At 61.0% G+C, this 15,060-nt stretch carries 8 protein-coding genes; 7 read left to right on the forward strand and 1 reads right to left on the reverse strand.

What is annotated here, in order from left to right; all coding sequences use genetic code 11:
• Positions 1–187: 187 nt before the first annotated feature.
• The 4 genes from ACYZUM_RS26160 (at position 188) to ACYZUM_RS26175 (ending at position 11,611) form a co-directional block, all read left to right on the forward strand.
• On the forward strand, positions 188–1,213 hold the full coding sequence (locus ACYZUM_RS26160) for a histone deacetylase family protein (protein ID WP_108184243.1): 1,026 nt from the start codon (positions 188–190) through the stop codon (positions 1,211–1,213).
• A complete protein-coding gene (locus ACYZUM_RS26165; protein WP_108184244.1) occupies positions 1,210–2,310 on the forward strand; it encodes a polyamine ABC transporter substrate-binding protein in 1,101 nt (366 codons plus the stop codon). Before ACYZUM_RS26160 ends, ACYZUM_RS26165 begins: the two co-directional genes overlap by 4 nt.
• 156 nt (positions 2,311–2,466) lie before the next feature.
• Positions 2,467–7,065: a hypothetical protein gene (locus ACYZUM_RS26170; RefSeq protein WP_473061201.1), complete on the forward strand. Its 4,599-nt coding sequence runs from the start codon at positions 2,467–2,469 to the stop codon at positions 7,063–7,065.
• A 22-nt stretch (positions 7,066–7,087) separates the two neighbouring features.
• The gene (locus tag ACYZUM_RS26175) at positions 7,088–11,611 is read left to right on the forward strand and encodes a hypothetical protein (protein ID WP_108184246.1); all 4,524 of its coding nucleotides are present in this window, start codon (positions 7,088–7,090) and stop codon (positions 11,609–11,611) included.
• Between the two features lie 34 nt (positions 11,612–11,645).
• Here the strand turns inward: ACYZUM_RS26175 and pdxR are convergent, their stop codons facing one another.
• The gene (pdxR, locus tag ACYZUM_RS26180; protein ID WP_108184247.1) at positions 11,646–13,202 is read right to left on the reverse strand and encodes a MocR-like pyridoxine biosynthesis transcription factor PdxR; all 1,557 of its coding nucleotides are present in this window, start codon (positions 13,200–13,202) and stop codon (positions 11,646–11,648) included.
• A 92-nt stretch (positions 13,203–13,294) separates the two neighbouring features.
• On the opposite strand from pdxR, the gene ACYZUM_RS26185 reads away from it, so the two are divergent.
• From ACYZUM_RS26185 to ACYZUM_RS26195, 3 genes are read left to right on the forward strand one after another with little or no spacing between them, the layout of a single operon-like run.
• Positions 13,295–13,918: an FMN-binding negative transcriptional regulator gene (locus ACYZUM_RS26185; protein WP_108184248.1), complete on the forward strand. Its 624-nt coding sequence runs from the start codon at positions 13,295–13,297 to the stop codon at positions 13,916–13,918.
• A gap of 10 nt (positions 13,919–13,928) precedes the next feature.
• On the forward strand, positions 13,929–14,375 hold the full coding sequence (locus ACYZUM_RS26190) for a GNAT family N-acetyltransferase (RefSeq protein ID WP_108184249.1): 447 nt from the start codon (positions 13,929–13,931) through the stop codon (positions 14,373–14,375).
• A gap of 12 nt (positions 14,376–14,387) precedes the next feature.
• Positions 14,388–15,059: a GNAT family N-acetyltransferase gene (locus ACYZUM_RS26195; RefSeq protein WP_108184250.1), complete on the forward strand. Its 672-nt coding sequence runs from the start codon at positions 14,388–14,390 to the stop codon at positions 15,057–15,059.
• Position 15,060: the final 1 nt, after the last annotated feature.

Raw genomic sequence — 15,060 nt, forward strand, 5'->3', positions numbered from 1 at the left:
CAGCTCCTACGCCGATCTGTGTAGGAGCGGCCGAAGGCTGCGATCTTTTGATCTGCTGACAAGGGGCGAATTTCGGTCAGCGTTTTTGGCCATATCGATCCCCTTTTGGCCTTTCCTGCCGTTCTCCGATTCGCCGCGCACCGCAACACTGGGGGCAACCGAATCAGCCCCCTGCGGAGAACAACAAATGCTGACGATCTACTCGGACGATCACCACCTGCACCACGGTCGCTGCGAACTCATCGACGGCCAGCTCAAGCCGTGTTTCGAAATGCCGTCGCGCGCCGACCACGTGCTGCAACGGGTCAAGAACCAAAACCTCGGATCGGTGGAAGCGCCAAAGGATTTCGGTCTCGAACCGATCGCGCGCATCCACAGCCGCGACTACCTCGACTTCTTCAAAGGTGCGTGGGCACGCTGGACCGAATTCAACACCGACGGCGACTTGCTGCCCTACACCTGGCCCGCACGCACTCTGCGGCAGATCAAACCGACCAGCCTGCACGGCCAGCTCGGCTACTACAGCTTCGACGGCGGCGCGCCGATCACCGCCGGCACCTGGCAAGCGGCGTACAGCGCAGCGCAGGTCGCCCTCACCGCCCAAGCCGAAATCCAGCGCGGCGCACACAGCGCCTTCGCCCTGTGCCGACCACCGGGACATCACGCTGCCAGCGACTTGATGGGCGGTTATTGCTACCTCAACAACGCCGCCATCGCCGCTCAGGCATTCCTTGATGCCGGCCACCAGAAAGTCGCGATCCTCGACGTCGACTACCACCACGGCAACGGCACCCAGTCGATATTCTACGAGCGCAGCGACGTGCTGTTCACCTCGATCCACGGCCATCCGGAAGCCGAGTTTCCGTTCTTCCTCGGCTACGAAGATGAACGCGGTGAAGGCGCCGGTGAAGGCTTCAACTTCAACTATCCGCTGCCGGCCGGCTCCGGCTGGAAGGTGTGGAGCGCGGCGCTGGAACAGGCCTGCAACGAGATCGACAGCTACGGTGCCGACATCATCGTCGTGTCGCTGGGCGTCGACACCTTCAAGGACGATCCGATCTCGCAGTTCAAGCTCGACAGCCCGGATTACCTGGCGATGGGCAAACGCATCGCCGCCCTCGGCAAACCGACGCTGTTCGTGATGGAAGGTGGCTACGCCGTCGAAGAGATCGGCATCAACGCGGTGAACGTGCTGGAAGGGTTCGAACAATGAACCGACTCAAGCACTGCATTGCACCAGCCCTGTGCGCGGCGCTGCTCAGCGTCGGCGCCAACGCCGAAGAACGCACCTTGCGCGTCTACAACTGGTTCGACTACATCACGCCCAAGGCGCTGGAAGACTTCAAGGCGCAGAACAGCCAGACCAAACTGGTCTACGACATCTTCGACACCAACGAAGCGCTGGAAGCCAAGCTGCTGACCGGCAACTCCGGCTATGACGTGGTGGTGCCGTCCAATGTGTTCCTCGCCAAGCAGATCGAGGCCGGGGTGTTCCAGCCGCTGGACCGCAGCAAGCTGCCGAACTGGAATCACCTCGATCCGAAACTGATGAAGCTGATCGAAGCCAACGACCCGGGCAACAAATTCGCCGTGCCGTACATGTACGGCACCATCCTGATCGGCTTCAACCCGGCCAAGGTCAAAGCCGCGCTGGGCGATAACGCGCCGGTGGACAGCTGGGACCTGATTTTCAAGGAAGAGAACATCAGCAAGCTCAAGCAGTGCGGCGTCGCCCTGCTCGACTCGCCGTCGGAGATCCTGCCGCTGGCCCTGCAACACCTGAGCCTGGACCCCAACAGCAAGAAGCCGGCGGACTATGCCAAGGCCGAGGCGTTGCTGATGAAGATCCGCCCGTACATCACTTACTTTCACTCGTCCAAATACATGGCTGATATTGCCAACGGTGACATCTGCGTCGCGGTGGGTTATTCCGGCAGCTTCTCGCAAGCGGCCAATCGCGCCAAAGAGGCGAAGAACGGTGTCGTGGTCGACATGCGCCTGCCCAAGGAAGGCGCACCGATCTGGTTCGACATGCTCGCCGTTCCCAAGGGCGCGAAGAATCCGCAAGACGCCTACACCTTCATCAACTACCTGCTGCAACCGGCGGTGATCGCCCCGGTCAGCGATTTCGTCGGCTACCCGAACCCGAACAAGGACGCTACCGGGCTGGTCGATCCGGCGATCCGCAACAACCCCAACCTGTACCCGACCGATGCGGCGATGAGCACGCTCTACACCCTGCAACCGCTGCCGCGTGATGCCGAACGGGCGCGCACACGGGCCTGGACCAAGATCAAGTCCGGCACCTGACCTTCACTTCGGTTCAGTTACGGGCCTGCGTTGATGCAGGCCTTTTTTGTCCGCGATATCTATATACCGCCATGCCGGCCCCGACGGTCATTACCTTGAGCCCGAACGCGCACCGAACGCCCAACGGTACCTGCGCCCACCTCACAGGAAGTGACCATGAGCGAAGACTCCGCCCCACCCGCCGCCCTCCCGAATGAGCAGAATGACTTGCTTACCCAACTGGTGGCAGGACCCTCGATCAGGGAAGTCGCCACCCAGGCGCTGTTGCCGGCCCTGAAAACCCTCTACCCGCAACTGACCATCGATCCGCGTCTGGCCATGGTGGTGACACCGACCTGGGCCTTTGATGCAACGCAGGTGATCCCCGGCGCAAGACGCTACGAATCACTGACGGGCGCTCTGGTCCGTCATGGGGTGGCGTCCACGCCCGTGCTGTATTTCGATGGCGAGCATTACCTCACCCTGGAACCTCTGGCGCCGGTACCGGTGCAATTGCCGGTCAACATTGAGGCTATCGGGCGTTTGCTCAACGAACTTGCGCCCTTGCTGTTCATTGCGTTTCAGGAGCAACAGCTCAATTACTGGAACCAGCTCACGCGCCCCTCAACGCCACGCTGGAAGCAGTTGTCCCACTCAATGCGCGAGCGCTGGAACATTGAACCCGGGCCATCATGGGATGCCGATCAGGTCGCCATGGCCCGCCACTTGTTCACTTATCCGGAAAAGGGCGCCCGCACGACCAACGACCGCTATCAATCGCGGGCCTGCCTGATCGACCTCGACCAGGTCGACGACGGTGCTGCAAGACACCTGAACACCCTCGACATGGCGGTGCTGACCGGAACGCTGGGCACTCGCACGCTGATCCTCACTTACACCATAACCGGTGGTTTTCAGAGCTACGAGTCAATGCAGGCTCTGGGCGAGTCCCTGCTGAGCTACACCGCAGAAAATGACGCCGGCAATGCCTGGCAGTGGCGCCTGATCGAACCCGAAGGCAATTACTTCGACCACCTGGCCTGTAACCTGATTGCCTTGCAAGCCGATGCGATCGGTGCACTGGCGACCGATACCGACATCCGCAACCGCGATCTGGCACCCCACATCAGTCGGGCGGCAGATGGACACGACCCGACGGACAGGCAGGCACCCTCGCGCTTCAACCGGGTCGAGCAAGGGTTGCCGGACTGGATGCTCAACGCGTCCTCCGTCGATCTCACGGCCTACAGTCGTCATCTGATGGACTTGGCAACCCTTCGCACACAGAACGCCAACCAGTCGTTTCAGGACGGGATCAAGCCGATCCGCGAGTACACCCTGGAGAGACTTCGCGAGGCCATGCTCAAGCAACATCCCGAGGCTGCAGATCTGGATCTGGCAGACATCGAGATCGTGGTCGACAGTGTCGTGGTCTGGGGCACTTTTGTGCCACCGACGGAACCACAACGTAGCACCTTGAGCCTGGTCGATCTGGCGCTGCAAAACCTGATCGCCGTCCCCCTGGGTGACAAGACCGTGCGCAGCAAAAGTGCCTCGACGCTGCCGTCCTGGATGAACGCGGCGTACCTGGAGGCCTTGATCGTCAGTGTCGACATCGGCAGGACCTACCCGGCCCTGATCAAAGGCAAATTGCTTGACGATCCTCTGGAAAGCCTGCGCCGGCAGAATCTGTTCACCGGCCATTTGCGGGTTGAGCTACCGCTGTTGGCCCTGCAACAAAAGATTCGCGGCCTGGGCGGGATCAATGAGCTCGGCTATCGCTATGTCGCTGCCGTGGTGCAGGTGCTCGATGCCAATCGCCGGGTCGACGGCCAGGAAATTGTCATTCGCCCACTGGCTTTCAATCCCGGTTGGCGGCTGCTTGCCTCTGCGGACGAAGTGGCCAACATGTTTGTCATCGGTCCTCGGCAGATGGACAAGGGCCCCTGCCTGCTTTACCAGCCATTACTTGACCAGTCCTTGAGCCAGTACCCGACACCGGCCAACCTGATTTATGCCATCAAGCATTCGGCCACCCTGCGCCAATCGGTGCTTGCCTGGTTACCGGACAGGGTACGCAGCCATTATTCCGACTACGTATTCACCGGCAGCCTGCCCTCGGTCTGGTCGCTCTCGCAGCTGTTGGCAGACCCGCTGACCCCTCTGCAAATGGGCGGCACGCTGTCCCTTGGCACGCAAGTCATTGCCAACGATTACCTGGCCGCTGTGTTCAAGAGCAACGCCCTGGCACTGGTGGATCTGGCACAGCGGCAATCGGTGTCCAACGCGCAAAACCGCTGGGCGACTTTCAAACAGGCGGCGTGGGCGATCCTCAATGCGGCGCTGCCTTTTCTGGGCAGTACGGTCGGTACCGCCGCGTGGGTCTGGCAGATTCTGGAGGACCTGCAACAAGGCCTGGACGCCACAGAAACAGGCGACCGTGACCAGCAGAAAGCCGTGATGACCGACCTGTTGCTGACATTGGCCATGGTCCTCGCGCACCGCGGTGCGACGCGTCATACCACGGCCCGCCAGATCGAAGAAAAGCCTGTCGGTGCCGTCACGACCGAGATTCGGCAGGCCGTCGAACCGCCACCGGCCTCTATCGTGCAACTGCCCGACAGGGCAAGCGATTCCGCTACTGCCCGGCACCCTGTATCCCTACTGACCGGCCCGGCCCTGAGTCTTAAGGAAACGCTCGACCGTTTCCAAATCAGCACACCCGAGCCTCTGACTCCGCCCGCTGCCGATAGCGGTGCGTACCGACATCTCTACAGCCACGACAACCGCTACTACACCCAGGTCGGGGAGCGCTGGTTCGAGGTGGCCGTGGAGGAAAACGGCGAGGTCTCGATCATCGACGCTCGCCAACAACCTCCACGCCAAGGGCCGCCGTTGATCGGCAATTCCCGTGGGCAATGGTTCGTCGACACCCGCCTGCGTCTGCGAGGCGGCGGCTTGTCTGCCCGGCGCAAAGCGATCAAACAGCAAAACGCTCAACGGATCGCCGAGCTCAAGCAACAGTTGGCCACGTTTGATGAGGAACGCGCCAACGCCAAAACCGAACTGATCGCCGCTTACAACCAGATGAAAGCTGCCAGCACCGAGGCTCGACCGGCCTTGCAGCAACAATTTTTAGACCTGCTCGAGCAGCGCAGCAGCCAGTACGAAGCCCCCATCGAACAGCTCAAGGCGCTCAGCCTGCTTGAAAGCTTGCCCAACTACCGCTCCGCCATGACTTCGATGCTGGATACCCAGCTGTACTTCAACCAGAGCTGGCTTGATGAGAACAATGCCACCTTCAGCCGGACACTGCGTGAAACCCTGGCACTGCTGGAGGCGCAAGAGACTGCCGCGGGCTCGGGCGATCGGACGATCTATCGACAGATGATTGATCTCGCTGAAGGCGTAATCGGCAAGATCGAGTTTGCCCACTCGCGGTTCCAGGCGCTGAGCAGGCTAGGCAGAAACGCTGCCGAGATCACCAATAAGTACCGCAGGCAATTACCCGCTTTCAGCGTGAATGACCTCAAGGCGCTGCAAGTTTCACTGGCGCGTGAGGTCTGCTTCGAAGCAGGCGACGGCGCTGCTCTGAAGGAGGCGCGAGGCGACTTCACCCGCCTGCTCGACACCACCAACCTGGCGATCCAGACCTCACAGGAACTGATTCAGGAAGACAGCGCCGAGGGGATTATCCAGCGCGCCGAAGCGCTTGATGGCGTGCTGGAGCAGTTCACGGGCATTACTCAAGCCTTCGAAGACTTGTCCCTCAGCCACAAGGATGTACTGATCCAGCCGTCCTTCGAGCAAGTGCGCAAACGGGTCAGCGAATTCCACAAAGACACTGAAGATCATCTGGCGCAATTGCTGCGTGAACTGCCGACGACGGAGCCACGTTCCGTACCTTCACAACCGCCGCGAACCTCGCGCAAACGGGTCATCAAAACGCGCTTCAAAGGCACCGTGGTCGGCGAAATGCGCCCTTCGGCTCCCGGTGAACCCGTTTTGCTGGAGGTTCGCGCCCCCGTGACCGGCAAGGTCATCGCCACCTTTCACGAAAAGACACCCGGGGTCTGGCTGGAACGCATCCCGGCCCCGCGGCGCCGTCCGGTCGCACCTGCACCGGCGCTGGCAGTACAGCTGGTGCAGGGCCAGGCGCTGCTCGATGGCCTGGAAGATTTCATTCGGCGAACCGAAGCCCAATCGAAGAAACCTGGCCGTATCCCGGTGGAAACCGAGGAGCTGTTTCGACAACATGCCGAACACGTCGGACAAAGCGCCAGTGCCCTGGCGCAAGCCATGACCCCGCTCAGCACGATTGACGGCCAGAACCAGACCGCCACCCGACTGCAGGCAGCACTTGAGAAAGCAAAGGAGCGACTGTACGCCGAGGGTTACCGGGTTCGCGTCGACATGATCAAGCAGCAACCGCCGACGGCGGCGCGGGTGGAATGGCTGCTGAGCAAAGGTGAAATCGACATCGTGCGCAACGGTGATCGGCGCCGGCTCAAGGGACCGCGCAAGGACTTCCTTCAGGAATACGAGATTCGCGAGCGTCGCGGGGCAGCGACTCTCTGGTACGCGCACTTTCATTACCCCCGGCTCGACGCGGCCATCAACGCCTTTACCGCTGCTCATTTGAAGACCCGGGAGCAGCGCTTGCTGGCCGGTGCTTTCGACGTACGCGCCGACACTGCAAACCCACAGCTCATCGCGATTTATCGCAGCGAGATCAGCCCGCAACTGGCTCGTGCCCTGTTCTTTTCGCATGCCTGAAATGTCAAAAAGGAAACTGACAATGACCGAATCTGTCGACAACCTCCGTCCCCCCGTCCTGCTGAAGAAAAACCTCGTCGTGCGGCAGACAAGCCAAGGCCCAACCGTCGACGAAGTGGCGGCTCAAATGCTGCGTAAAGCCCTGAAAGAGAGGTTTCCCGACCGCGATATCGACCCCGACCATACGCTCATCGGCACCCCTCAATGGCAATGGGACGACGGTACGCTGACGGCAATGCCCATCCGGTTCGAGTCTCTGACCCAGGCCGTAGTCCGGCAGTTCTTCACCGCCACCAGCGCCAATTACCTGGAAGGCGAACACTTCCTGACAACCGATCCGCAAGCCACACCCGTGCTGCACCTGGACATCGGCATCGAAGCCATCGCCACCTTGCTCAACGACTACGCACCCCTGCTTTTCACCGCCTTTGGCGAACGTCAGCTGGATTACTGGAACAGCGCCGGCCCCAAGTCAACGCGTTGGCAGGAGTTGTCCGATGCCCTGCGCAAAGCCCTTGATGTGCAGACCGACAGTGGCTGGGATGAAAGCCAATGCCACGTGGCCAGAGCCGTCTCGCAGTTCCCGGACAAACAGCAGAGGCCGACTCGGGCTCCCGAGGTTTCGTCGATCAAGGTCTGCCTGATCGACGTCGATACGGTCGATGACAAGGGCGAGACCCGGCATCTGATCGTCGGCGGCGCGGCCGTGCTCACGGGGCGTTATCGGCAGCGCGACCTGGTGATGATGTACTCGGTAGAAAAGGGTTATGAGTCGTTCGACACTCTGGAATCGCTGGGAGCGTCTTTATCTGATCGCCTGCCCGACCAATTGGCCGGGCGCAACCTGAAGTGGCAGTTGTTCGAGCCCGCAGGCAATTTCTTCGATCACATGGCCTGGGCGTTGATTGCCAGTCAACTCGATGCCATCGCCTCGATCACCAGCGCAGAACTTGCCGCCGATCACACGCCGTACGCCCCGGACTTCACCCGTGCCGACCATCCCCGCGATACCGGACTGGACGACGCCATTCCCGACTGGCTGATCGGCGCCTCGGCGGCGGACATGGAGCGCTACAGCCGATCGGTCAGTGCGCTGGGCAAGCTATACAAACTCGCAGACAAGAACCTGTTCCGGATTGCGTCCATCACGACCTTCGCTGGCAGGCGTATGCGCGAAGCCATTCTGGCCGATAAAAAATCTGCGGCCGGGCTGCCGCTGGAAACCCTTGAAATCACCATCACCAACAGCTTCGAGTCGGGAGGCCTGACGCTGCCCAACCCCAACGATACTCATACGGAAACCCTGGGTGAGTTTGCACTGCAGAACGCCGCCCCCTACCAGGCAAGCCTGCGCTTCAATCCGCCGCAAACCGTTCCCCGCTGGTTGAACGAGACCTATCTGACAAACATGGCGAGCCAGGTCAACATCGGCATGGCCTATCCACAGTTGATCAAGGAAAAACTGATCAATGATCGGCCGCAAGCTGCATTACAAGCACAGTTCTATATCAGACAACTCCAGGCTGTGCTGCCGCTTGTTGCACTGGAGAACAAAATCCGTCGCATCGCCGGTTTCAATGAGCAGGGCTATCGCTATGTGTGCGAATGGCTCAAACCGACACCCGCTCATCCGCAACCGGTGGTGATACGCCCTCTGACCTTCATCCGCTCCGGAGAAAGCATCGGTGATACGGTGGACAACATGTTCATCATCGGCCCCCGTCAGCCCGAGGCCGGCCCCTGCGTGCTGTACCGGCCACTGTTCGAACAATCGCTGATGCAATTCCCTTCTGCGCAAAACCTGCTGTACGCCTTGCACCAACCGGGAGAGCTGAGGGATTCGGTGCTGGCGTGGTTGCCCGATGCAGCCATCAGCTTCAAATACGCTCAATTCACCTTCCCGATCGGCCTGCCCACCCCATGGCTCGGCGCTGAGTTACTGCTGGAACCCTGGACCTCCGTGAACTGGGCCGGGCCGGTCGAGCTCGGGTCGCAGGAACTGAGCGGCGATGTATTCGCCAAATTGTTCCAGTCCCATGCCCAAGCGATGGCACAACTGGCTGACCGGCAATCGCAATCCAACGCCGAACGCCGCTGGGCATTGCTGCGAGACAGCGGCTGGGCCGTGTTCAATGTTGCTGCGAACTTTCTCAGCGGCCCGGCTGGCGCGGCCATCTGGATCTGGCAAAGCCTCACTGAAATCGAGCATGCGCTGGAGGCGCATCAACGGGGCGACAGGCTCAACGAGTGGAGTTCGGTGGGCGACATGTTGCTGACCTTGGGTATTCTCCTGGCCCATCACGCTGCCGTACGCCGCAAGGCCGGCCCACGCCCATGGTCAGACATCGACGACAACGTAGCCGACTTGCCGCAGAAACCGGCCGTAGCGCCCGCCAAACCTGTCGTGACCCTTATTCCCACGCCACTGACCGATGAACTGCCTCCCGCTCATTACAATTCACTGGAAGCCAGCGGCTCCATACCTCGCAGGAGCCCTGCGGCCTTGATCGCGTATCTGCAAGATGCCGCAGTCCCGGCCCCGGACCTGACTGATCCGAATGTGCAGACCCTGCGGCGCGGTCGTGCCAGCCTGTACAGGCTCAATGATCAGCTGTACGCACAGGTCGGCGAACACTGGTACACGGTGATCGAAAACGATGATCAACAGCTGCAGATCGTATTTGCCGGCAATCCGCGGAAAACTGGGCCGCTTCTGGCGCAATTTGCTCAAGGCCAGTGGGTGGTCGATACGCGTCTGCGCCTGCGCGGGGGAGCCGGTGGGCAGAGTCTGCAAAACCGGCTCAGGACCCAACGCAGGGAAAAGGAGCAACAGCGAAAACAGCTGGAAACCGCGCTGAATGACTTCAAACGCCAGGAACCCGCAGCCGATGCCGCGTTGCAACGGGCGCTGGATGAAATGCTCGCGGCCAGCGGCCCTGCGCACGAGCAAGCCACCGAGCGCTATCTCGCACAGGTTGAAACGCTGATTGGCGATTATGACGCCGCCCTGAAAAACCTCGAGCAATGGCGCCAGAAAGGCGGCAGCGAAGGCTATCTGCATGATGTGCTGCGCCTGACCACGCTGCTGCAGAAAAACCTCGCCCTGTGGTTTTCCCTCAAACGCAACGCCTATGCCAGCCTTACCCACAAGCTGGTCGAGAACAACGAGATCGAATCGGACACCGCGCTGCAAACTCATATCGAAAATGTCAGACAGACATTGGCATTGAGTCAGGACATGGTGACGCGCCTGCGATTGTCCCAGAGCTCACTGGCCGCTCTCGAAACCCTGGGAAGTGCCGGTATCACCGCTGCACAACGCTTGCGCGCGTTGCTGCCGTCATTCACCGAGTGGGATCTGAAGTCCAACGAAATCGGCATGTCCCACGAGCTGTGCATGCGTAACTCGGCCAGCGCAGCGGCCGCGCCGGAGCGTGACGTGGTGGGATTACTGATCATCGAGGCAGCTACCGCCACCCATCAGCATGCACAATTGCTCAAAACGCCGACCGCGACAGATGCAATCGCGCTGCACATCGAACGTCTGAGCAAGCTGATCGATGTTTATGCCGACACCGATCAGCGCCTCACAGACCTTCCTGGTGAAATGCCGGACAAACTGGAACCGACCCAGCTTGAACGAATACGCGGCCTGATCAACGAGTTCCGGCAACTGGCTCAGGATCAATTGAACGCGCTGCTGCCCGAGAACGTTGTCAGCGCCCCACCCGCCCCTCCCAGACCGGCCGTTGCGGGGCCCTCCCGCCAAGCCATAAAAGTGACCAAGAGCCGTCCTCGCGAACCGCAATCCGCCCACGCTTCAACCACAACCGAGCAACCTCTGGAGAGCGTACTGCCGCCGAGGCCGCGTCCGAATCGACAACCGCCGTTGGCAGACATCGATATTGTCGCCAATAGCCTGAAACTGGTTGATGACGTGCAGGCTTTCACGCAACAGACACGCAAGGACGCGTTACGGCCCAACCGGATTCCGGCGGACATGCAGGATCTGTTCGATCAACGAGCAGCGCTTCTGGAGCGAGCGGCGGCCGATGCTGCCCAGGCCCTCGCCCGCATTCGCGCCACTGGCGGCGCAACGCCGCCGGTGGGCAATATCGGGGCGTATCTCACCGCCGATGCCCAGCGATTACGGACCGAAGGCGTCAACCTCCGCGCCAGCATGCTCAAGCAGCGCCAGCCTCGTCAGGCTTATCTGCAATGGATGCTGGACAATCATCAAGTGCAAATCGAACGCAATGTTCAGGGAAGGATCAGGACCAAAAAACGTCGCGATTACTTTCAGGAATATCGGATTCTGGATGTAACCAACAAGCATCAACCATTGTGGCTGGCGCATTTTCACTACGACTCACTGGAGGCTCCACTGGAAAGCTTCACAGCGGCGCACCTGAAAATCGCTGATGCGCATTTGCAGCAGTTCACTGCCGAACGCCGCGAGGCACTCGGCACATTGGCACCGATCGACTATGTGCTGCGACGAATCAGCGACCCGGCGCTGTTTTTCAATCTCGAACCCCAGCCCTGACTCAGGCGACGGGGCGGTCTGGAGCCCGCCCCTTTCAATCCACCTGCCAGGCCCTGCGCAACCTGTCCAGCGCGGCGTCGATCGCCGGTTCAGGCACCGCAGCAAACCCCATCACCAGACCGGCGCGCTGCTCCAGCTCAGCGCCGGCGTCTGGCAACCAATAGCTGCTCAAGCCATTGATCTCGACCCCGACGTCACGGGCCAATTCGATCAACTCCCGCTCACGCGCCACGCTGTCGACTGGCACGGTCATATGCAGGCCTGCGGCCACGACGGGCAACGGGCCGACTCCCGGGATGTTCGCCGGCCACCCCTTGAGCAGCGTGTCGCGCCGGCTCAGCGCCGCTCGCCGCATACGGCGGATGTGCCGCTGGAAGTGTCCGCTCGCCATGAATTCGGCCATGACCGCCTGGGTGCTGACTTCGGAATGCCTTACATCCACTGCACGCCGTTGAGCGAACGCCTCCACTAACCCCGGAGGCAGCACCAGATACCCCAGGCGCAATGCCGGAAACGCCACCTTGCCGAACGTGCCGACATACAGCACCCGTCCCTGCCGATCGAGCGCCGCCAAAGGGGCCAGCGGCGCGCCGCTGTAGCGGTACTCGCCGTCGTAGTCGTCCTCGACGATCCAGCCTCCTGTGCGCTCGGCCCAGGCAAGCAGTTCAAGGCGTCGGGCAAGGCTCATCACCACCCCGGTGGGATATTGATGGGAAGGCGTTACATAAGTCAGGCGACAGTCGTTCAACCTCGTCAGTTCGGCACAGTCGATGCCCTCGTTATCCACAGCCACACCGAGCAGTTTCGCACCGGCCACGGCGAAGGCGTGACCCGCTGCTCGATACCCCGGATTTTCAATCGCGACGCCGTCACCCGGCTCGACCAGCAACTGTGCACAAAGGCTTATTCCCTGCTGCGCACCGCTGGTGATCACAATTTGTTCAGCTGTGCATTGCATGCCCCGAGAACTGCGCAGATAGGCAGCGATCATCCCGCGCAACCGTGCATCACCGGCCGGATCGCCATAACACAGTTGCTGCAAATCCGGTTTTCGCCAGAAAGCCGCATTCAGCTTGGCCCAGACGTCGAACGGGAACAGATCAAACGCCGGTACACCGACCCGAAAAGCCCGGGGCGGACCACTGGGCGGCCGGGCCAAATGGTTATTTCTGACCCGGGTCAGCGGATCGTTGTGGATAACCTTGCTGGATGGATCTACAGGTAAATCCGGGCATTTTGTGGATAAGGCTGTGGGTAAGCCTGTTGAAAACCCTGTGGATATTTTTGTGGACAACTTTTTCGCTGGCAACGCTGCGTGAGGCAAATGCGCAACGTAAGTGCCATCACCGACCCGACCTTCGATGAAGCCTTCGGCATACAGTTGATCGTAGGCGCGCACCACACTGTTACGCGAAATGGCCAGCGCCGCCGCCAGATCACGACTGGCCGGTAGCCGCGTGCCGCTGCACAGCCGCCCGTCCAGTACGCGCAATCGTAATGCCTGATAGAGCTGGCGGCTCAAGCCTTGGCGGCGGTCGAGTTCGATTCCGGCCGGATTGAACGGCATAGACAGTGTGGTCGATTCGGGCATGGCAATGGACCTATGAAATTGGTCATCAATGGCTCTTACAACAGACCAATAGCCTGCCTAGGATGCAGGCATTCGCCAAGGAAAATCTCTCCATGTACACGCCCCGCGCCTTCGCCATCAACGACCTGTCGCAATTGCACGAACTGATCCTCGCCACTCGCCTTGCCATTCTTGTGAGTCATGGTGAGAACGGTCTGCAAGCCAGCCATGTGCCGGTGCTGCTGCACCGCGAACAGGGTCCTAACGGCACGCTGTACGGGCACCTGGCCAAAGCCAATCCGCAATGGAAAGACCTGCGCGACGGCGCTGAAGCGATGCTGATATTTGCCGGCCCCGACGCCTACGTCAGCCCCGGGTTTTACCCGAGCAAGGCCGAGCACGGCAAAGTCGTGCCGACCTGGAACTACGTCGCCGTGCACGCCTACGGCCACGCCGAAACCTTCAGCGACGGCGGGCGCCTGCTCGACATCGTCAGCACACTGACCGATCGCCATGAAGCCGGGCGCGCGCAGCCGTGGAAGGTCGACGACGCGCCGGCCGACTACATCGACGGCATGCTCAAGGCCATCGTCGGTTTCGCCATACCCATCGACCGCCTCGAAGGCAAGCGCAAGCTCAGCCAGAACCGCAGCGCCGAAGACATTGCCGGCGTGCGCGAAGGCCTGGCTGCCAGCCCCGACATCAATGACCAGACCCTCGCCCACTTGATGCGTTAAGGAAATCAGCATGAGTCAGATCCAGATCCGCCCGGTGACTGCCGGTGATCACACCGCCTGGCTGCCGTTGTGGCAGGCCTACCTGCGCTTCTACAACAGCGAGTTGCCGGACGCCGTCAGCCACAGCACCTGGCAGCGTTTCCTCGACCCGAGCGAGCCGACCCATGCCGCCCTCGCCTGGGCCGACGGTAAAGCAGTGGGCATGGTGCACTTCATCTATCACCGTTCCAATTGGAGCATCGAAAACTCCTGTTACCTGCAGGACCTGCTGGTAGCGCCAGAGACCCGCGGCACGGGTGTCGGTCGCTTGCTGATCGAACACGTTTACGCCACTGCCAAGGCCGACGGTTGCTGCAAAGTGCATTGGCTGACCCACGAAACCAATGCCACCGCGATCCAGCTCTACGAGCGCATCGCCGAGCGCCCGGGATTCATCCAGTTTCGCAAAGCCATTTAAGGAGCCGCGTGCATGACCACTTCACTCGCCGACTGGAAAGGCGTTCCGGCGCCCACCAGCAAACTGCTCGAAGGCCGCTTTATCCGCCTGGAAAGACTTGACCCGACGCGCCATGGCGACGAGTTGTTCAACGCCCTCGAAGGCCCCGGCGCCGACCCGAAGCTGTGGGATTACTTGCCCTATGGGCCGTTTCCGCAGCGCAACGCGTTCAATGACTGGCTGAACAACCATGCGGCCAGCAGCGATCCGTATTTCTTCAGCATCATCGACCGCGCTACAGGCCAGGTGCAGGGCATCCTCAGCCTGATGTCGATCGTCCCGGCGCAGGGCCGCATCGAGATCGGCCACGTGACCTTCGGCGCGTCGATGCAGCGCTCGCCGAAAAGCACTGAAGCGGTGTACCTGCTCGCCAAATATGCCTTCGCGCTGGGCTACCGGCGCCTGGAATGGAAGTGCAACAACGGCAACGCCCGCTCCAAATACGCCGCCGAACGCTTGGGCTTCAGCTTCGAAGGCGTGTTCCGCCAGCACATGGTGGTCAAGGGCCAGAACCGCGATACCGCGTGGTATTCGATTCTGGATTCAGAATGGCCGGCGATTGCGGCAGGGTTCGAGCAGTGGTTGAGCGATGCCAACCAGACGCCGACCGGGCAGGTGAAAGGCTTGGTCGAGTGCCGTCGTTAAA

It is taken from the genome of Pseudomonas sp. m6p (assembly GCF_055760375.1).

Coding starts and splice junctions, on each gene's coding strand:
- ACYZUM_RS26160 (WP_108184243.1), top strand. CDS start 188: ATGCTGACGATCTACTCGGACGATCACCACCTGCACCACGGTCGCTGC.
- ACYZUM_RS26165 (WP_108184244.1), top strand. CDS start 1,210: ATGAACCGACTCAAGCACTGCATTGCACCAGCCCTGTGCGCGGCGCTG.
- ACYZUM_RS26170 (WP_473061201.1), top strand. CDS start 2,467: ATGAGCGAAGACTCCGCCCCACCCGCCGCCCTCCCGAATGAGCAGAAT.
- ACYZUM_RS26175 (WP_108184246.1), top strand. CDS start 7,088: ATGACCGAATCTGTCGACAACCTCCGTCCCCCCGTCCTGCTGAAGAAA.
- pdxR (WP_108184247.1), bottom strand. CDS start 13,202: ATGCCCGAATCGACCACACTGTCTATGCCGTTCAATCCGGCCGGAATC.
- ACYZUM_RS26185 (WP_108184248.1), top strand. CDS start 13,295: ATGTACACGCCCCGCGCCTTCGCCATCAACGACCTGTCGCAATTGCAC.
- ACYZUM_RS26190 (WP_108184249.1), top strand. CDS start 13,929: ATGAGTCAGATCCAGATCCGCCCGGTGACTGCCGGTGATCACACCGCC.
- ACYZUM_RS26195 (WP_108184250.1), top strand. CDS start 14,388: ATGACCACTTCACTCGCCGACTGGAAAGGCGTTCCGGCGCCCACCAGC.